The sequence below is a fragment of the Sphingomonas aurantiaca genome, from assembly GCF_003050705.1.
GTDB classification, from domain to species: domain Bacteria; phylum Pseudomonadota; class Alphaproteobacteria; order Sphingomonadales; family Sphingomonadaceae; genus Sphingomonas; species Sphingomonas aurantiaca.
The window spans coordinates 321,485-341,350 of the sequence record NZ_QAOG01000001.1 but is presented as its reverse complement, the minus strand read 5'-3'; the positions used below and the strand labels follow the sequence as shown (position 1 = coordinate 341,350).

Sequence of the window (19,866 nt, the reverse complement as noted above, 5' to 3'; positions counted from 1 at the left end):
TAACCGCCCCCGCCGCGTTGCTACAGCAGTCGCTGCCGCACCCGGGCCGCGAGCGCCAGCCCGTCCTCTCCGGCCGCGCGCATCGCCGCCAGCGCCGGCGCCCCGTCCCGCTTCGCCAGCCGCCGCCCTTCCGCGTCCACCACCAGGGGATGATGATGATAGGTCGGCACCGGCAACCCAAGCAGCGCCTGCAACACCCGGTGCACGTGCGTCGCCGCGAACAGATCCACCCCGCGCACCACGTCGGTCACGCCTTGCGCGGCATCGTCGATCGTCACCGCGAGGTGATAGCTCGCCGGCGCATCCTTGCGCGCCAGCACCACGTCCCCCTGCTGCATAGGATCGGCGACGACGCGGCCTGCCTCGGCATCATGCCACGCCAGCGCGCCCGTTTCCGCCAGCGCCTTGCCCATATCCAGGCGCCAGCACCGCGCATCCGTCCGTGCCGCGATCGCCTCGGCCGAAAGCCCCCGACACGTCCCCGGATAGGCTGGCCCGATGTCGCCCTGCGGCGCCGACGCGCTCGCTGCGATCTCGGCGCGCGTGCAGAAACACGGATAGACCAGCCCCCGAGTCTTCAGCGTCTCCAGCGCCGCGTCGTAAGTCGCCAACCGCGCCGACTGGAACACCAGCGCATCCCAGCGCAGCCCAAGCCACGCCAGATCCTCGATAATGCCGGCGACGAATTCGGGCCGGCTCCGCGTCCCGTCGATATCCTCGATCCGCAGGACGAACTGCCCGGCGCGGTCGCGTGCAAAGTCGTGCGCGCGGATCGCCGACACCGCATGGCCCTCGTGCAACCGCCCCGTCGGGCTGGGCGCGAACCGCGTGATAACGGTCACGATGCTTGACCTGACGCCATGCGCCGTGCTGTCATGTCCTTGTCATCGCTGTCGTCCATAGGGCGTTTCGCGAAGCCTGAGTGGGAGGAGCCGTGTTTCACCCCGACCTGATACGCCACCCGGATGGTTGTCCGGCGCTCGTGCTGAATGCCGATTACACGCCGCTTTCTTACTATCCCCTCAGCGTCTGGCCGTGGCAAACCGCGATCAAGGCGGTGTTCCTCGACCGTGTCGACATCGTCGCCACCTACGAACGCGAAGTCCGCAGCGCCAATTTCGCGCTGAAACTGCCCTCGGTGATCGCGCTCAAGCAGTTCGTCCGACCGTCGCAATTTCCCGCCTTTACCCGCTTCAACCTGTTCCTGCGCGACCGGTTCACCTGCCAATATTGCGGCAAGCTGCGCGATCTCACCTTCGACCATGTCGTACCGCGCGCGCAAGGCGGTCGCACCACATGGGAGAACGTCGTCACCGCCTGCTCCCCCTGCAACCTCAAAAAGGGCGGGCGCACGCCCAAACAGGCAGCGATGCCGCTCCATATCGAACCAATCCGCCCGACCAACTGGCACTTGCAGGAACACGGCCGCAGCTTCCCGCCCAACTACCTGCACGACACATGGCACGACTGGCTGTATTGGGACGTTGAACTCGAAGCCTGAGGGCTTTTCATCAACGGGAGATACTATGCGGATCGGACTCGGGGCAGCTTTTGCTGCGACAGGGCTAATACTGTCGAGCGCACTGCTGTCTGCCTGTGGCGACAAGGATGCGCAGCGCGCCCAGGCCGATGCCAATGCGGTGGGTTTCGTGCCGCCGTCGGTGACGTCGCGGCTCGATTTCGGCGCCAGCATGGAACGCCGCTTCCGCACGCTCGATCGCAACGCCGATGATCGCGTCACCAAGGACGAGCTGCCTTCGCCCAACGCGCGGATCAAGGCGTTCGACCGCAACAAGGACGGTGTCATCACCGCGATCGAGTGGAGCGAAGGCACGCTCGCCTGGTTCGACCGGATGGACCTGAACCACGACGGCACCGTCACGTCCGAAGAGCGCGCGGAGTCGCGCAAGCGCCAATAAGCGAAATTATCTTTCGCACGGAGGCGCTCCCGCGCGACAAATCTGCCGTACGAGGTTGACCTGATCCCTGCCGCAGCGCAGCAGGGAATCATGGCTAGTCTTCCCGCAATCGCGAACAATTCCGACATCCGCTTCCTCGGCAAACTGCTCGGCGACGTCATCCGCGCCTATGGCGGCGAGCGATTGTTCGAGGCCACCGAGACGATCCGCAAGGCCTCGGTCGAGCGCCACCGCGACGCCTCCGAGGGCAAGCCCGGCGACGATCGCGCGGTCGATCTCAGCCTCGAAAAGCTCAGCCTCGACGAGACGCTCGACTTCGTCCGCGGCTTCATGCTGTTCTCGATGCTCGCCAATCTCGCCGAGGATCGCCAGGGAATCGCCGCGGAGGACGGCGCCGACCTCGCCTCCGCGATCGCCCAGCTCGAATCCGAAGGCATCGACCGCACGCAGATCCGTGCCTTGCTCGATCACGCGCTGATCGCCCCCGTGCTCACCGCGCACCCGACCGAAGTCCGCCGCAAGAGCATGATCGACCACCGCAACCGCATCGCCGAGCTGATGGGCCTGCGCGATCTCGGCCGCGACACGACCCCCGATGGCGACAGCGTCGACGACGCCATCCTACGCCAGATCGCGCTCCTCTGGCAGACGCGCGTCCTGCGCCGCGACCGGCTCTACGTCACCGACGAGGTCGACACCGCGCTCAGCTACCTGCGCGACGTATTCCTCCCCGCGCTCCCCGCGCTCTACCAGCGCTGGGACCGCGCACTCGGCGAACGCACCCCCAGCTTCCTGCGCCCCGGCAGCTGGATCGGCGGCGACCGCGACGGCAACCCCTACGTCACCGCCGACTCGCTCCGCACCGCGCTGTCGAAGGCGAGCGAAGCAGTGCTCGGCTATTATTGCGAGGCAGTCCACGCGCTCGGCGCCGAGCTGTCGATCTCGACCGAACACGCCCCCGCCGATGCCGCGGTGCAGGCGCTCGCCGACGCCAGCGGCGACAACGCCGCCAGCCGCAGCGACGAACCCTATCGCCGCGCGCTCTCAGGCATCTACGCGCGCCTCGCCGCCACGCACGAGACGCTGACCGGCAAGCCGTCGCCCCGCCCCGGCCGTCTCACCGGCGAACCCTATGCCAGCCCAGCCGAGTTCCGCGCCGATCTCGTCACGCTCGCGCACGGCCTCGGCTCGGCGCTGAAGACCGGCGGCGCGCTCGGCCGGCTGATCCGCGCGGTCGAGACGTTCGGCTTCCACCTCGCCACCTTGGACCTCCGCCAGAACAGCGCCGTCCACGAACGCGTCGTCGCCGAACTGCTCAACGTCGCGGGCGTCGAGGGCGATTACCTCGCGCTCGACGAAGACGCGCGCGTCGCCCTCCTCCGCCGCGAACTCGCCAACGCACGCCCGCTCACCTCGCGCTTCGCCGCATACACAGACGAAACCGCAGGCGAACTCGCGATCGTCCAGGCCGCCGCCGACGCGCATGCCGCCTATGGCCCCGCGTGCATCACCAACTACATCGTCTCGATGGCGCAGTCGGTCAGCGACCTGCTCGAGGTCAATCTGCTGCTTAAGGAAGTCGGCCTCTACCGCCCCGGCGGTACAGGGTCCCATCAAAGTAATACTTTGATGGGTGCCGAAACCCCGACCGCCGCGATCATGGCGGTCCCGCTGTTCGAGACGATCGGCGATCTCGAAGCCGCTCCCGGCGTCATGACCGCGTGGTTCGCGCTCCCCGAAATCGCCACCATCTCGACCGCGCGCGGGCATCAGGAAGTGATGATCGGCTATTCGGACAGCAACAAGGATGGCGGGTATCTCACCTCCACCTGGCAGCTCTCGAAAGCCTCGACCGCGCTCAAGCCGGTGTTCGCGGCGGCGGGCGTCGGCATGCAGCTGTTCCACGGCCGCGGCGGCGCGGTCGGACGCGGCGGTGGCTCGGCGTTCCGCGCGATCCGCGCGCAGCCGCCCGGCACCGTCCAGGGCCGCATCCGCATCACCGAACAGGGCGAGGTGATCGCCGCCAAATACGGCACGCGCGACGCCGCGATGACCAATCTCGAGGCGATCGCCTCGGCCACGCTGCTCGCCAGCCTCGAGCCCGAACGCCTCTCCAACGCCGACAATGCCAGCTTCTCCGCGGCGATGGACACGCTCAGCGCCACCGCGTTCCACAGCTACCGCGACTTGGTCTACGGGACGGAGGGCTTCAGCACCTTCTTCCGCCAGATGACGCCGATCGCCGAGATCGCCGGGCTCAAGATCGGCAGCCGTCCCGCCAGCCGCACCAAGTCCGATCGAATCGAAGACCTCCGCGCGATCCCCTGGGTCTTCAGCTGGGCACAGGCGCGAGTCATGCTGCCCGGCTGGTACGGCGTCGGCCGCGCGATCGCCGATTTCGAGGACAAGGCGCTGCTGAAGGACATGGCGCAAGGCTGGCCGCTCTTCGCCTCCGCGCTCGCCAACCTCGAAATGGTGCTCGCCAAGTCCGACATCGGCATCGCCGAACGCTACGCCGGGCTGGTCGAGGACGATACACTCCGCGAGATCTTCACGACGATCCGCGACGGCTGGCACCAGACGCATGACGGGCTTCTGCAGGTCACCGGCCAGTCGCGCCTGCTCGAAAAGCACCCCGCGCTCGACGCCTCGATCCGCCTCCGCCTCCCCTATATCGAGCCGCTCAACCTCCTCCAGATCGAACTCATCAAACGCCGCCGCGCCGGCGAGGACGACCCCCGCATCGGCGAAGGCATCCTCCTCTCGATCAACGCGATCGCCACCGCGCTACGCAACAGCGGCTAAAACTGCTCCCTCGCCCCTCCGGGGAGAGGGAAGGGGCCCGCCGCACTTGCGGTGGGAAGGGAGAGGGGCATGAGGCTAGGGACGCCCATCCCAACACCCCTCACCCTTCCGCGACTGCGTCGCTCCCTCCCTCTCCCCGAAGGGGAGAGGGATCATCATAAAACGGCGCGGCGATATCCTCGCGGACCCGCATCAGCCGCCCCGTCGCGCGATCGAGCAAAGCCCAGGTCGTCACCGCCTCGAGCTTCACCCGCCCGTCATCCCCGACGAACCGCACATGCCGATCGAACCGAGCCCCCTTGGGCCCACCCTCGACCCACGTCTCGCCCATGACGGTCTCCCCCGCGACCACACTCCCGCGATAGTCGATCTCATGCCGCGTCACGACCCAGACATAGGCCAGCTTGTGCGCAGGCGGGGCGACCGCTTCCCAATGCGCGGTGGCGATGGCCTGGATCCACTGCACCCACACCGCATTGTTCACATGCCCGAGCTCGTCGATATCCCCGTCCTCGGCGGTGATCGAGAGCGTGAACCGGCTCATCCCGCCACGCCCAGCTGCCACAGCACGAACGCATGCTCCTCCGCGCCCTCGCGCAGCGACTCGAACCGCCCCGACTTGCCGCCATGCCCCGCGCCCATGTTGGTCTTGAGCAGCAGGACGTTGTCGTCGGTCTTCATCAGCCGCAGCTTGGCCGCCCATTTCGCGGGCTCCCAATAGGTCACCCGCGGATCGTTCAGCCCTCCGCTAATGAACATCGGCGGATAGGCCTGCGCCTTGACGTTGTCGTACGGCGAATACGACCGGATCAACTCGAACGCCGCCTTGTCCTCGATCGGATTGCCCCATTCGGGCCATTCGCCCGGCGTCAGCGGCAGCTCGGCGTCGAGCATCGTATTGAGCACGTCGACGAACGGCACATCGGCGATCACCGCGCCCCAGAGTTCGGGATCCGAATTGACCACCGCCCCCATCAGCTCGCCGCCCGCCGAGCGCCCCGCGATCGCGATCCTGCCCGCCGACGTCCACTGCGCGTCGACCAGCGCCTTGGCCACATCGACGAAATCGTTGAACGTGTTCGCGCGCTTCTCCAGCTTGCCGTCGAGATACCATTGCTGGCCAAGGTCATCGCCGCCGCGGATATGCGCGATCGCATAGGCAAAGCCGCGATCGAGCAGGCTCATGCGGCCCGTCGAGAAGCCCGGCGGGATCGCATAGCCATACGCGCCATAGGCATAGAGGAACAACGGCGCCGAGCCGTCGCGCACGAACCCGGCCGGATACACGATCGACACCGGAATCTCGGTCCCGTCCCGCGCGACGATCTTCAGCCGCTCGGTCGCATAGCTCGCCGCGTCGTAGCCGCTCGGGATCTCCTGCACCTTGAGCATCGTCCGCTCACCGGTATCCACGTCGTAATCATACACCGTCCCCGGCGTGACCATCGACTCATACCCAAGCCGCAGCACGGTCATGTCATACTCAGGGTTGTCGCCCAGCCCCGCGACATAGCTCGCCTCGGGGAAGTCGATCCGCTTGCCCTCGGTCGGCGTCTCGTACCGGTGGATCGCGATCTGATCGAGCCCGTCCTCGCGCCCATCGACCACGAAGAAGTCCTGATAGCACTCCACCCCCGTCATGTAGAAATGCGGCGACGCCGGGATCAGCTCGCTCCACGCGCCCGGCTCCTCGACCAGTGCGGTGCACAGCCGGAAATTCGGGTCGGCGTCGTTGGTGTGGATGAACAGCGTCCCGTCATGCTCGTCCACGTCATATTCGCGCCCGACCTTCCGCGCGGACACAAGGATCGGCACCGCCAAAGGCTCATGCGCGGGCAGAAGGTAGATCTCGCTCGTCACATGGTCGCTCGTCGCGATCACGATCCACTTGCGCGAACTCGTCTCACCGACGCCGACGCGGAAGCCCTCGTCCTCCTCGTGGAACAGCACGACGTCGTCGCTGATCGGCGTCCCCAACCGGTGGAAGCGTGCATTGTCCGTCCGCCACTGCTCGTTCGCCAGACCGTAGAGGAAGCCCGCATCGTCCGCGGTCCACACAATCTCGCTGAGCATCCCCGGGATCACGTCGGGCAGATGCTCGCCGGTATCCAGGTCCTTGACCCGAACCTCGAACCTTTCACTCCCGTTATCGTCGATCGCATAGGCAAGATACCGCCCGTCATTGCTGACCGAAAACGCGCCGAGCCGGAAATACTCATGCCCCTCCGCCAGCGCCGGCTCGTCGAGCAACAGCTCGTCGTCCCCGCCCGCAACGGGCTTGCGCCACCATTTCTTATACTGCCCGCCGGTCTCGTACGCGGTCCAGTACAGCCAATCGCCATCCTTCTGCGGCACCGAGGATTCGTCCTCCTTGATGCGCGCCTTCATCTCTTCGTAGATCGTGTCGACCAGCGCGGTATGCGGCGCCATCTGCTCTTCGAAATACGCGTTCTCGGCCTTGAGATACGCCAGCACGTCTTCGTCATCGACCTCCGGATAGTTCGGATCCTTCAGCCACGCATAGGGATCCTCGATCGTCACGCCGTGCGTGGTGAAGCTATGCGGTCGCTGGTCGGCGATAGGGGGAGTGGTCATGCCGATGTGTTAGCCGTGCGAAGGGTGGAAGCCAACGCTCGTCCCATTGGGTGGAGGCCCCACTCCAATGTTTCCCCGCGAAGGCGGGGACCCAGTCTGGGCTCCCGCCTTCGCGGGAGAACAAGAATTGTAGTACAACGCTCGATCATTCCACCACCCGAGCAGTCCACCACCCCGGCGAAGGCCGGGGCCCAGTTGGGAAGGCCGCAGTAACGACGCGATGCCCCCAGTTAGCAACGTCCCCCAACTGGGCCCCGGCCTCCGCCGGGGAGGTGGGGGTGGGGAGAGTTCACCGGCTAGACTGCGCGCGCCCAAGCCCGCTGTCCTACCCATCCCCTTTCTGCCAAAACCCCCTGCATGGCCCAAAACAGTCAGATCCGCCCCCGCATCTCCGCCGCCGCCCCCCGCTGCAGAGGCCATATCGAGCGCGCACCACACCCGCGCGAGCGTCTGCACTTTCTCTACTTCACTTTTGACGAGAGCCTGAACCGATGACCCCGAACGCCCGCCCCGCTGCCCGCCTCGCCGCCCTCCGCGCCCAGCTAACCACCGATAATCTCGACGGTTTCGTCATCCCGCTGACAGACGAGCACATGAGCGAATATGTCGGCGGCTACGCGCAGCGGCTCGGCTGGCTCACCGGCTTCGGCGGATCCGCCGGCACCGCCGTCGTCCTCGCCGACCGCGCCGCGATCTTCACCGATGGCCGCTACACGATCCAGGTGCGCGAGCAGGTCGACGGCGCGCATTGGGACTATGCCGACGTTCCCCAGACCAGCCCCGCCGCATGGCTCGGCCAGCACGCGCCGGACGGCGGCCGGATCGGCTACGACGCGTGGCTGCACACCGGAACCTGGGTCGCCGCCGCCGCCGCCGCGCTCGCCGATCGCGGCGCCACGCTCGTCGCGGTCGACGCCAATCCGGTCGATGTGATCTGGACTGACCGTCCCGCCCCGTCGCCCGCGCCGCTGACCGTCCAGCCCGACCAGTTCACCGGCGCCTCGTCTGCCGAGAAGCGCGCCGCGATCGCCGACTGGCTCGCCGATCACAAGGCCGACGCGGTGGTCCTCACCGCGCTCGATTCGATCGCATGGGCGCTCAACGTCCGCGGCGGCGACGTCGACCACACCCCCGTCGCACTGTCCTATGCGATCGTGGCCGCGGACGGCACGACCGACCTGTTCGTCGCGCCCGACAAGATCGACGACAGCGTGCGCCAGCATCTCGGCAACGCGGTGCGCCTCCACGACCGCACCGCCTTCGCCGCCGCGCTCGGAGGCTATGCGGGCAAGCGGGTCGCCGCCGATCCCGAGCGCACCGTCGCCGCGATTACGCAGGCGTTGCAGGCGGGTGGCGCCAGGACACTGCAGCTCCGCGATCCCGTCGTGCTCGCCAAGGCGATCAAGAACCCGGTCGAGATCGGTGGCCACCGTGCGGCATCGGCGCGCGACGGCGCGGCGCTCGCGCGGTTCCTGCGCTGGGTCGAGATCGAATGCATCAAGGGCGGACAGACCGAACTGAGCGCCGCCGCACGCCTGCTGGCGTTCCGCGAAGAGACCGGCGTCCTCAAGGGCACGTCGTTCGACACGATCTCCGCGACCGGTCCACACGGCGCGATCCCGCACTACCACGTCACCGAGGAATCGAGCGCGCCGATCGAGCCGGGCCAACTCTATCTGATCGATTCGGGCGGCCAATATGCCGACGGCACCACCGACGTGACCCGAGTCATGCCGATCGGCGCACCGACGCCCGAAATGCGCGACCGCTTCACGCGCGTCCTGAAGGGCCACATCGCGATCGCCACCGCGGTCTTTCCCGACGGCACGATGGGTGGGCAGATCGATGCCTTCGCGCGCCGACCGCTATGGGAGGCCGGGCTCGATTTCGCGCACGGCACCGGCCACGGCATCGGCGCCTATCTCGCGGTCCATGAGGGGCCTCAGCGTATCGCCGCGCCCAACTATCCCGGCGGCGCGGCGCTGGAGCCTTTGCGTGCCGGCATGATGCTGTCCAACGAACCCGGCTATTACAAGGCGGGCGAATACGGCATCCGCATCGAGAACCTGATCCTGATCGAACCGCGCACGATCCCGGGCGCCGACCGGGAAATGCTGGGCTTCGAGACGCTCACCTTCTGCCCGATCGAACGCACGCTGATCGAGCCCTCGCTGCTGACGCCGCAGGAGCGCGCCTGGGTCGACGACTATCACGCAAAGGTGCTGGCGGTCCTGACCCCGGAAATGACCGACGAGGCGGATCGCGCCTGGCTCGCCGCCAAATGCGCACCGCTTACTTGAGCGGCTCGTCCTCAGTGGCAGGCGCGGCACTCGCTGCCCGCGCCTGCGCCTTCCGGCGTCGCAGGTTCTCGCGCAGCGCGGCGGCCATGCGTTCGGCCTTCTCTGCCGCCTTTCGATCCCGATCATCCATAAATCCGCCCTACATCCTGGCGGGATGCCTTGACAATCGTCCCGCCCTCGTCTCTTAGCCCCTCTCCGCCGGCAGCGATGCCAGCGAGTGCTGCCGTAGCTCAGTGGTAGAGCGCATCCTTGGTAAGGCTGAGGTCGTGAGTTCAATCCTCACCGGCAGCACCAGTTTTTTGGTTGTGCCTCCGCATCGGACGCTTTGATGAAAGCGCGATGCGGAGGGCACCCACCTCCCCACCAGACACCACCCCGAGTAGGCGCTACGCGGACGACGGCTTGCGCTGGTTGCGGTGCGCGAGATTTGTAACTTCGCCGCCGGCACTCCATGCTGCAGCCGCGCCGCCTCTTGTGTTGCCCAAATACAACACCATCTTTTGGGCAACACCGAGCAAATCCACAGGGATTCGTCATGAACATCGACAAATTCACCGACCGCGCGAAAGGCTTTCTCCAGTCCGCGCAGACCGTCGCGATCCGTATGAACCACCAGCGGATCGCCCCCGAGCATCTGCTGAAGGCGCTGCTCGAAGACGAGCAGGGCATGGCCGCCGGGCTGATCAAGGCGGCAGGCGGCGACGCCAAGCGCGCGACGTCGGAAACCGATCTAGCACTCGCCAAGATTCCCGTCGTCTCGGGCTCGGGCGCGCAGACCACGCCGGGCATCGACAACGACGCGGTGCGCGTGCTCGACCAGGCCGAACAGATCGCGACCAAGGCGGGCGACAGCTTCGTCACCGTCGAACGGCTGCTCGTCGCGCTCGCTCTGTCGCTCAACACCGCCGCGGGCAAGGCGCTGAAGGCCGGCGGCGTCACCCCCGAAGAGCTCAACACCGCGATCAACACCGTCCGCCAGGGCCGCACCGCCGACACCGCGGGCGCCGAGGACCGCTATGACGCACTCAAGAAATTCGCGCGCGACCTGACCCAGGCGGCACGCGACGGCAAGCTCGACCCCGTGATCGGCCGCGACGAGGAGATCCGCCGCACGATCCAGATCCTCGCGCGCCGCACCAAGAACAACCCCGCGCTGATCGGCGAACCCGGCGTCGGCAAGACCGCGATCGCCGAGGGGTTGGCGCTGCGCATCGCCAATGGCGACGTCCCCGACACGCTCAAGGACCGCCGTCTCATGTCGCTCGACATGGGCAGCCTGATCGCGGGCGCAAAGTATCGCGGCGAGTTCGAGGAGCGGCTGAAGGGCGTGCTCGACGAGGTCAAGGCCGCCGAGGGCGACGTCATCCTGTTCATCGACGAGATGCATCAGCTGATCGGCGCGGGCAAATCCGAAGGCGCGATGGACGCGGGCAACCTGCTCAAGCCAGCCCTTGCGCGCGGCGAGCTCCACTGCGTCGGCGCGACCACGCTCGACGAATACCGGAAATATGTCGAAAAGGATCCCGCCCTCCAGCGCCGGTTCCAGCCGGTCATGGTCGGCGAACCGACGGTCGAGGACACGATTTCGATCCTCCGCGGCCTCAAGGAGAAATACGAGCTCCACCACGGCGTCCGGATCACCGACGGCGCGATCGTCGCTGCCTCGACGCTGTCCAACCGCTACATCACCGACCGCTTCCTCCCCGACAAGGCGATCGACCTGATGGACGAGGCTGCGAGCCGGATCCGTATGGAGGTCGAATCGAAGCCCGAAGCGATCGAAAATCTCGACCGCCGCATCATCCAGCTGAAAATCGAGCGCGAGGCTTTAAAGCGCGAGACCGACGACGCGTCGGTCGACCGGCTCGACACGCTCGAGGGCGATCTCGTCAATCTTGAGGAGCAGTCCGCCGAGCTGACGACACGCTGGAAGGGCGAGAAGGACAAGATCAATGCCGAGGCACGGCTGAAGGAACAGCTCGACGCCGCGCGGCTCGAACTCGATCAGGCGCAGCGCTCGGGCGATCTCGCAAAGGCGGGCGAGCTCTCCTACGGCACGATCCCCGGCCTGCAACGCCAGCTCGACGAGGCGGCGGGCGCGACCAAGGGCGCGATGCTGCGCGAGGAGGTCACCGCGGACGACATCGCCGGCGTCGTCAGCCGCTGGACGGGCATCCCGGTCGAGCGGATGCTCCAAGGCGAGCGCGACAAGCTGCTCGCGATGGAAGCGACGATCGGTAAACGCGTCATCGGCCAGGCGCATGCGGTGAAGGCCGTCTCGACCGCGGTCCGTCGTGCGCGTGCGGGGCTACAGGATCCCAACCGTCCCTTGGGCAGCTTCCTGTTCTTGGGGCCAACGGGCGTCGGCAAGACCGAGCTGACCAAGGCGCTCGCCGAGTTCCTGTTCGACGATCCGTCGGCGATGGTCCGCATCGACATGAGCGAGTTCATGGAAAAGCACGCGGTCGCACGGCTGATCGGCGCGCCTCCCGGCTATGTCGGCTATGAGGAGGGCGGCGTGCTGACCGAGGCGGTCCGCCGGCGGCCGTATCAGGTGATTCTGTTCGACGAGGTCGAGAAGGCGCATGGCGACGTGTTTAACGTGCTGTTGCAGGTGCTCGACGACGGCCGCCTGACCGACGGCCAGGGGCGGACGGTAGATTTCAGCAACACGCTGATCATCCTGACAAGCAATCTCGGCAGCCAGTATCTCGCCAACATGGCCGAGGGCGACGACGTATCGTCGGTCGAGCCGCAGGTGATGGAGATCGTCCGGTCGCACTTCCGCCCGGAATTTCTCAATCGTCTCGATGAGGTGATCCTGTTCCACCGCCTCGGCCAGTCGCACATGGCGCCGATCGTCGACATCCAGGTGTCGCGCGTCGACAAGCTGCTCGCGGACCGAAAGATCACGCTCGACCTCACCGAAGCCGCACGCGCGTGGCTCGGCCGCGTCGGCTACGACCCCGTCTACGGCGCAAGGCCGCTCAAGCGCGCGGTCCAGCGCTATCTGCAAGACCCGCTCGCCGACATGATCCTGCGCGGCGAGGTAAAGGACGGCTCGACCGTCCGGGTCGACGAAGGCGACGGCAAGCTGGTCCTGGCAGTCGCCTAACGGCAACGCGAGCCCGTCGATTCCACAAACAAAAAGGGGGCGGCTCCTTTCAGAACCGCCCCTCGTTTTTGCAGGTGACTAAGGCTTAGAACTTGAACTTCGCGCCTGCGCGGAACTGACGACCGAAGATGCCATCGCCGCCCTGGATGGCGTTGTACAGATAGGCCCCATAGGTGACCGTATCGACCGGCGGCAGATCGTTGAGGATGTTCAGCGCGTTGACGTAGAAGCTGAACTGGTCGGTAACCTTGAAGTTCACGTTCGCATCGACCGTGATGTACTTCTTCACGTGGCAGTCGGTGTACACCTGTGCCTGCCCGCAATCCTTATACGCGTCACCCTGATCGGTGGCGGACAGGTCGTAACCTGACGTGTAGTTCACCGTCGTGCTCAGCGCGAAGTCGCCGAAGTCGAAGGTGTTGAGCCAGTTGCCCTTCCACTCGAACGTGCCCGAACCTGCCGTCAGGTTGAAGTTGCCGAGTGTGCCTTCGTAGCGCTGCTTCACGCCGTCGACCGTCGTGCTCAGCTCGAGAATGTAGCTGGCGTTAAGGTTGGACGTCCACTTGACCGGACCGAAGTCGTACGCACCGTTGATACCGAAATCGATGCCCGACGAATTGATCGTGTCGGCATTGATCAGCTGCGAGCGGACGAATGCGATCTTCGGCCGTGCGTTCGGGTTGTTGACGTCAACCGCGTCGGCAATGACCTCGAACCCGGTCGGGATGGCCTGCCCGGCATAATAGGCCGCGATCGCCGGGGCGTTGTTCGCGGTCGTGATCGCACCAGTCTTCTTGATGTTGTAGTAATCGACCGTGAACGACACGTTGCGAACCGGATCAAACTTCACGCCACCGGTGAAGCTGCGCGACTTTTCAGGCTTCAGGTTGGGCGATGCCAGCGTCGTCTGACCGATCGAATAGGCCGTGATGTACGCGGGGCAGCCGTTTGGCGTCGCCTGCGAACAACCAGCACCGTACTGAGCGAGGAACGCGTTTGGGATCGCGTTGACCGACTGCGTCACATAGCCCGTCGTCGGCAGCGCGTTCGCCTCCCCGAAGCTCGGGATACGGAAGCCGCGCGAATAGGTACCACGGACGGTGACCTCCCTGACCGGCGTGAAGATCGCGCCGACCTTCGGCGAGAAGTTGCTCTGGCCGGTCGAGTAATGATCGTAGCGGCCCGAACCGTTGAGCGTGAGCACACTCAGGATCGGCGCGTTGATTTCGGCAAATGCCGAGCTGACCGTGCGATTACCCTTGGTGCCGAACGCGTTCAGCGTGAAGTAACGCTGCGTCGCGCCGTTGTAATCGTCGTTGGCGCTGGGTGCATCGACGGCTTCGTAGAAGATCGACCCACCGACCGCGAGGCGAAGGTCGCCGCCGGGCAGCGTGGCCAGCGACTTCTGCAACGTCAGCTGTGCCTGGTAGAGATCCGACGTCGTGTCGGTGATGTTCTCAGGCGACAGATAGTCGCGCACCGCCTGGGTGTTGAGACCCGGGTTGACGAAGTTGTAGCTGCCGTCGGCAATGACGTCGAGCAGATGCTGAATGTACACATAGCCGTTGGTCTTGATACGCAGGTCGGTATGCATCGCGGTCGCGTTGAAGTCGTATTCGACATCGTCGAGCACGGTGCCCTTCATGCCGAAGGCCGCACGATACACGCGGCTGCGTGTCGCGTTCTGCGTCACAGTGTCCGGCAGCGCACCGACGAGGCGAGCGACCTGATTCTGTGCTGCGAACGGATTGTTGGGGTTAAGCGTGCCGTTGGCTGCGGTGCAGTTCACGCGAGCAGCGCAGACATAGACCGGCAGTGCCAGGATGCTCGAGCCGGCTGCGAGCGCAGGCGTTGCAGCCTGCGAGGTCGAGAACTGCGGGAAGAGGATACCGGCAGGCGCATTGCCGCGGATAACGGCAGGACGACCCGTGTAGTTGCTCGACGACTGCTGGAAGTTTACCATCAGGTACGCTTCCGAATTGTCGCCTACCTTCGCCGTGAAGCGTGCCGAACCGCCGAAGCGCTCGTTGTTCGGCGTCACCATGTCGTACTTGTTGGTGTTGTCGACCTGGCAGACCGTGGTCGGCGCCGTTACGTTTGCAGCTAACTGCGCAGCCGTCGGATTGTACGGCGTGCCGTTGAGGCAGCCTGCAGCCGGGTTGAGCAACTGGTAGCGGCCGGTCGACACCGTGTTCGCAGCGTTCGCGGGACGAACATAGTAGTTCGCCGTGCCAATGGCGAAGCCGTTGAGGGTGCCATCTGGCTGAATAGCGTTCGAGATATTGTTCGGGCCGCACTGCTGGCTGCCGGTACGGCTGCTGCAAAGACCGGTCAGGTTATCCGAATTGAACGGAGCGGGCAGGTCGCGCTGGTACACGCCTTCGGTACGGTAATAGAAACCGCTGATATAGGCGTTGTAGCCCTTCTCATCGAGATCGCCGGTGCCAGCGGTCAGCGTGAGGCGCTGGTTGGCGTTGACGCCATCCTGCGAGATCCCAGCTTCGGCGCGACCGGAAATGCCGGTGAACTTGCGCTTGGTGATCACGTTGACCACGCCGGCGATCGCGTCGGCGCCGTAGCTCGACGAGGCACCGTCGCGCAAAACGTCGATACGCTCGACGACGTCGTCGGGGATGGTGTTCAGATCGACAAAGTTACGCGAACCGTCATCCGACAGCGGATAATAGGCAGCGCGCAGGCCGTCGAACAGCACGAGCGTTGAGTTGGTCGACAGGCCACGCAGCGAGACAGACGAGGCGCCGGCTGCGAAAGCACCGTTTGCGGTGAACGAGTTGGTCAGCGCAGGACCATTGTTCGACGACAGAGCCTGGATGCCCGCCTGAACAGTGGTGATACCGCGTGCGTCGAGGTTCTCGGTGGTCAGCGTGGTAGTCGGCGAGATCCCGAGATCGGTGCCGCGGATGATCGAACCGGTAACGACAATATCCTGCCCGGATTCATCTGCGGAAGCGGGCGTCTGCGGGGCGGCGGTAGCCGGCGACCCGGCGGCTGGCGCCGCATCCTGCGCATAACCGGGCGCCATGGACAGGACGAGTGCCAGCGGCGTCGCGGCGGCAAGCAGCAAAGCTCTGGACGTGAAACGAGACGTGGTAACCAAGCGAATTCCCCTTTTCAGCCCGCAATTGCCGCTTTGACGATCAACTGCGGAATTCACTTCGGCCATCGTCAAACGAGTGCCGAAGATATGACACAGGGATGAAGCCACGGCATTCTCGTGTAAAGATCCGTCATGTCACGTTGCGCGGTTTGGACAGAAATAGTGTCCGAAATGACACAAACGCTGGTTGCTGCGGCAACGAATGCGTTGTTTTTAATCACTCGACCGCCACGTTGTAACAAAATCAGGCAGAGCGGTTACCGCACCGCGTCCGCCACCAGCATCGGATCGAGCTTCGCGTCGTTCCAGCGCAGGCTCCAGTGGAGATGCGGGCCAGTCGCCCTGCCGGTCATGCCGACCGCACCGATCGGCTGCCCCTGCGTCACGTGATCGCCGACCTTCACGTCGATCCGCGACAGATGCAGGAACGCGCTGTTCAGCCCCATGCCGTGGTCGAGCATCAGCAGGTTGCCCTCCAGCGTGAAGGGGTGATCGGCTGCCAGGATCACGACGCCGTCGGCGGGCGCCGTGACGATCGCGCCGGTCGGCTTGGCGATGTCGGCTCCCGAATGATAGCTGCCGGGCTCGCCCTTGTAGATGCGCTGCGCCCCGAACAGCCCGGAGATGCGACCGGTGGCGGGCCAGGCGAAGGCTTGTCGCCAGCCTTGCGCGTCGGAGTTGCGGGCGCGGGCGGCGACGATCTGCGCGAGTTCGGGCGGACGCAGCCTGGCGAAGACCGGGTCGGGCGCGGGAAATTTCGGCAGCGTGTTCAGGCGCTCGATGCGCCAGGCCCGGAGCGCGATCGTCAGCGGCTGCGTGACGATGCGGCCATCGACCAATGTCGCCGCGAGGACCGCCTGCGGGCCGGCGTCACGGTCGAAGCCGGCAAGGAAGCGGCCATCGGGCGACAACGCGATCGGTTTGCCATCGAGCGTGAGGGCGCGCGTACCGGTGGGGGCCGTACCCAGGATCAACCCGCCCTGGCTCAGCGTGCCGGTCCAGCGTAATGCGGATGCGCTTGCGGTGGTCGGGGGCGGCGCTTGCTGGGCGGTTGCGCTGGTTGCGACCAACAGCGCGAGCACCGCCGCCCGGATCATCGTGGCGCCATCGCTTCGCTCGCGGCGGCGGCGGTGGCATAGGCCTCCTGCCGCGCGACGCTCCAGTAGCGTAGGTCCTCGAGCGCGATGCGGTGACCGGTCGCCGCGCAGGCGACATGGTCGCCCGGGCTGAGCACGCGGAAACCATTGGCCATATAATGGAGGCGAGCGGCGCGGTCGGAGTTGGACATCAGCATGATCGGGCTCTTCTATAGAAGGGTGGGCTGGCGGGCCGCGGCGTCCGGCGCGGGCTTTGCCTTGGGGGCAGCATAGGTTTTGGCGGCGGGTCGCTCAAGGCCGGCATCCGTCACCACCTCCACGACGCCATCGCGGAAGTGAAGGGTCAGTGCGCCTGCCGCTTGTGCCGACTTGGCCGAGGCGAGCGTTTCGCCACCGGGGCGGACGGTGACGCGGGCATAGCCACGTTCGAGGATCGTGTCGGGGTTGAGCGACTGGACGAGCCGCCACGTCGCGTTGAGCTGCGCGCGTTTCGCCTCGAGCTTGCGATCGAGCGTGGCCGGACGGAGTGCCGCTCCCGATCGATCGAGGTTGGCGCGTGCCATGGTCAAACGCCGCTCCAGCCCGCGATCGAGCCGCTGGCCGAAATCGTCGGCGCGCTCGCGCTGCGGCCCGAGCAACTGATCACGCTTCGGCAGCAACCGCGCCAGCGCGTCGAGCCGCTCGCGACCGCGCTCGACATGGCGGCGGGCGCAGCGTTCGGTCCGATTGCGGTGGCTGTCGATCGTCAGCCGCAGGTCGGCAAGCACCGGCACCGCGATTTCGGCCGCCGCGGTCGGCGTCGGCGCACGCAGGTCGGCAGCGAAGTCGCACAGCGTCGTGTCGGTCTCGTGGCCCACCGCGGAAATGATCGGGATCGTGCAGGCGGCGACCGCACGCACCACGACCTCTTCGTTGAACGACCACAGATCCTCGACCGAGCCGCCGCCGCGCGCGACGATGACGAGATCGGGGCGCGGTACCGGACCGCCGGGGACGATCGCGTCGAACCCGCCGACCGCGGCGGCGATCTCCGCGGCGGAGCCCTCGCCCTGCACCTTGACCGGCCAGACGATGACGTGCGTCGGGCAGCGATCCTCCAGGCGGTGGAGGATGTCGCGGATCACCGCGCCGGTGCCCGACGTCACGACCCCGATCACGCGCGGCATGAACGGCAGCGGCTGCTTGCGCGCCCGGTCGAACAGCCCCTCGCCGCTGAGCTTCGCCTTGAGCTTCTCGAGCAGCGCCATCAGCGCGCCCGCGCCGGCCAGCTCCATCCGCTCGATGACGATCTGATATTTCGAGCGGCCGGGATAGGTGGTGAGCTTACCAGTCGCAATCACCTCGATGCCGTCCTGCGGCACGAAGGCGAGGCTCGACGCATTGCCCTTCCAGATGACGCCGTCGATGACTGCCTGGTCGTCCTTGAGCGACATGTAGCAATGCCCCGAGGCGACGCGTTTCCAGCCGGATATCTCGCCGCGCAGGCGGACATGACCGAATTCGCCCTCGACCATCCGCTTCAGCTTGAACGCGAGTTCGCCGACCGACATGGCGAGTGCGTTGTCGCCGGCGACCGGCTCGGCTACCAGCCGCCCCATGTCACTCGACACGTCATCGGAAAAGGGATCGGGCATGAACGTCCTGCTGCTGGGCTCGGGGGGGCGCGAACATGCGCTCGCGTGGAAGCTGGTGCAATCTCGCGGCCTCGATACGCTGTATGCCGCGCCGGGCAACCCCGGGATCGCGCAACTCGCGACGCTCGTCCCGCTGGATGCGACGGATCACGCCGCCGTCACCGCGTTCGTGCGCGAGCATGCGATCGGGCTGGTCGTGATCGGGCCTGAGGCGCCGCTGGTCGACGGGCTGGCCGACACATTGCGCGCCGCGGACATTGCCGTGTTCGGGCCCTCCAGGGCTGCGGCGCAGCTGGAGGGCTCGAAGGGCTTCACCAAGGATCTGTGTCAGCGCGCGGGGATTCCGACCGCAGGCTATGTCCGGGTGAAGAGTCGCGCAGAGGCTGAAACCGCGCTCGCCCGCACGTTTTCGCTGCCGGTCGTCATCAAGGCGGACGGGCTGGCGGCGGGCAAGGGCGTCGTCATCGCGTTCAGTGCGGCCGAAGCCGATGCGGCGCTCGATGCGCTGTTCGCCGACGGGGAAGCCGAGGCGGTGATCGAGGAATTCCTGGAAGGCGAGGAGGCCAGCCTCTTTGTCCTGACCGATGGCGTGTCGCTGATGCCGTTCGGCTCCGCGCAGGATCACAAGCGCGTCGGCGAAGGCGATACCGGCCCGAACACCGGCGGCATGGGCGCATACAGCCCCGCCCTAGTCCTGACGCCCGCGCTCGAACAGCGCGCCATCGACGAAATCGTCGCGCCGACCGTGGCGGCGATGGCCGCAGACGGCATGCCATTCAGCGGCGTGCTCTATGCCGGGCTGATGCTTACGCCGCAGGGCCCCAAGCTGATCGAATATAATGCGCGATTCGGCGACCCAGAAACGCAGGTGTTAGTGATGCGTTTTCAGGGCGATCTGCTTGCGACGATGCTGGCGGTGGCCGAGGGACGGCTCGGCGAGATGCCCGCGGCGACGTTTAGCGATGAGACCGCCTTGACGGTGGTGATGGCGGCCGATGGCTATCCGGGGACGCCCAAGGCGGGTGGGTCGATCATCGGCCTCGATTCGGCGCGGGCCGCTGGCGCCACGGTGTTTCACGCCGGCACCCGGTTCGAGGATGGCGGGCTGGTCGCGTCAGGCGGTCGCGTTCTGGCGGTGACCGCCACCGGCGATGACGTGGCGGCGGCGCAGGCCAACGCCTATCGCGGCGTCGACGCGATCGATTTCGCGGAAGGCTTCTATCGGCGCGACATCGGCTGGCGCGAGATTGCGCGCGCGTCCTGACGCGGCCCGCCCGTCAGCC

14 protein-coding genes and 1 tRNA gene are annotated in these 19,866 nt (G+C 66.3%); 7 read left to right on the top strand and 8 right to left on the bottom strand.

Features of this window, described 5'->3' with window-relative positions:
* Nucleotides 1–20: 20 nt before the first annotated feature.
* Entirely contained in the window at nt 21–845 is an 825-nt protein-coding gene (gene gluQRS / locus C8J26_RS01595; protein ID WP_107956459.1) for a tRNA glutamyl-Q(34) synthetase GluQRS, read from the bottom strand.
* Between the two features lie 89 nt (nt 846–934).
* Here gluQRS and C8J26_RS01590 point away from each other — a divergent pair, with 89 nt between their 5' ends.
* From C8J26_RS01590 to ppc, 3 genes are all read left to right on the top strand, one after another.
* Entirely contained in the window at nt 935–1,501 is a 567-nt protein-coding gene (locus tag C8J26_RS01590) for an HNH endonuclease (RefSeq protein WP_107956458.1), read from the top strand.
* A gap of 25 nt (nt 1,502–1,526) precedes the next feature.
* Nucleotides 1,527–1,919, top strand: coding sequence for an EF-hand domain-containing protein (locus C8J26_RS01585; protein WP_107956457.1), 393 nt, complete (start codon nt 1,527–1,529; stop codon nt 1,917–1,919).
* Nucleotides 1,920–2,009: 90 nt separating this feature from the next.
* On the top strand, nt 2,010–4,724 hold the full coding sequence (gene ppc / locus C8J26_RS01580) for a phosphoenolpyruvate carboxylase (protein WP_107956456.1): 2,715 nt from the start codon (nt 2,010–2,012) through the stop codon (nt 4,722–4,724).
* A gap of 100 nt (nt 4,725–4,824) precedes the next feature.
* Here ppc and C8J26_RS01575 read toward each other — a convergent pair whose 3' ends face one another.
* Nucleotides 4,825–5,268 (bottom strand): acyl-CoA thioesterase, encoded by a 444-nt coding sequence (locus C8J26_RS01575; RefSeq protein WP_107956455.1) that lies wholly within the window; start codon nt 5,266–5,268, stop codon nt 4,825–4,827.
* Nucleotides 5,265–7,319 carry a S9 family peptidase gene (locus C8J26_RS01570; protein ID WP_107956454.1) on the bottom strand — a complete coding sequence of 685 codons (2,055 nt, stop codon included), beginning with the start codon at nt 7,317–7,319 and terminating at the stop codon, nt 5,265–5,267. The genes C8J26_RS01575 and C8J26_RS01570 overlap by 4 nt, the downstream gene beginning before the upstream one ends.
* Nucleotides 7,320–7,810: 491 nt before the next feature.
* On the opposite strand from C8J26_RS01570, the gene C8J26_RS01565 reads away from it, so the two are divergent.
* Entirely contained in the window at nt 7,811–9,619 is a 1,809-nt protein-coding gene (locus C8J26_RS01565) for an aminopeptidase P family protein (protein WP_107956453.1), read from the top strand.
* Here C8J26_RS01565 and C8J26_RS20335 read toward each other — a convergent pair.
* Complete coding sequence (locus C8J26_RS20335) at nt 9,612–9,749, bottom strand: hypothetical protein (RefSeq protein ID WP_167398759.1); 138 nt, start codon at nt 9,747–9,749, stop codon at nt 9,612–9,614. The genes C8J26_RS01565 and C8J26_RS20335 overlap by 8 nt on opposite strands.
* Nucleotides 9,750–9,838: 89 nt before the next feature.
* Here C8J26_RS20335 and C8J26_RS01560 point away from each other — a divergent pair.
* Both C8J26_RS01560 and clpB read left to right on the top strand, forming a co-directional pair.
* A tRNA-Thr gene (locus tag C8J26_RS01560) sits at nt 9,839–9,913 on the top strand.
* Between the two features lie 241 nt (nt 9,914–10,154).
* A complete protein-coding gene (clpB, locus tag C8J26_RS01555; protein ID WP_107956452.1) occupies nt 10,155–12,734 on the top strand; it encodes an ATP-dependent chaperone ClpB in 2,580 nt (859 codons plus the stop codon).
* An 85-nt stretch (nt 12,735–12,819) separates the two neighbouring features.
* Here clpB and C8J26_RS01550 read toward each other — a convergent pair whose 3' ends face one another.
* From C8J26_RS01550 to xseA, 4 genes are all read right to left on the bottom strand, one after another.
* Entirely contained in the window at nt 12,820–15,777 is a 2,958-nt protein-coding gene (locus tag C8J26_RS01550) for a TonB-dependent receptor domain-containing protein (protein WP_235516982.1), read from the bottom strand.
* Between the two features lie 332 nt (nt 15,778–16,109).
* On the bottom strand, nt 16,110–16,949 hold the full coding sequence (locus C8J26_RS01545; RefSeq protein ID WP_107956451.1) for a M23 family metallopeptidase: 840 nt from the start codon (nt 16,947–16,949) through the stop codon (nt 16,110–16,112).
* Nucleotides 16,946–17,146, bottom strand: coding sequence for a DUF2093 domain-containing protein (locus C8J26_RS01540; RefSeq protein ID WP_055881745.1), 201 nt, complete (start codon nt 17,144–17,146; stop codon nt 16,946–16,948). Before C8J26_RS01540 ends, C8J26_RS01545 begins: the two co-directional genes overlap by 4 nt.
* A gap of 12 nt (nt 17,147–17,158) precedes the next feature.
* A complete protein-coding gene (gene xseA, locus C8J26_RS01535; protein ID WP_107956450.1) occupies nt 17,159–18,583 on the bottom strand; it encodes an exodeoxyribonuclease VII large subunit in 1,425 nt (474 codons plus the stop codon).
* On the opposite strand from xseA, the gene purD reads away from it, so the two are divergent.
* Nucleotides 18,582–19,847 carry a phosphoribosylamine--glycine ligase gene (gene purD, locus C8J26_RS01530; protein ID WP_107956449.1) on the top strand — a complete coding sequence of 422 codons (1,266 nt, stop codon included), beginning with the start codon at nt 18,582–18,584 and terminating at the stop codon, nt 19,845–19,847. The two genes, xseA and purD, sit on opposite strands and share 2 nt — an antisense overlap.
* The last annotated feature ends 19 nt before the right edge of the window (nt 19,848–19,866 follow it).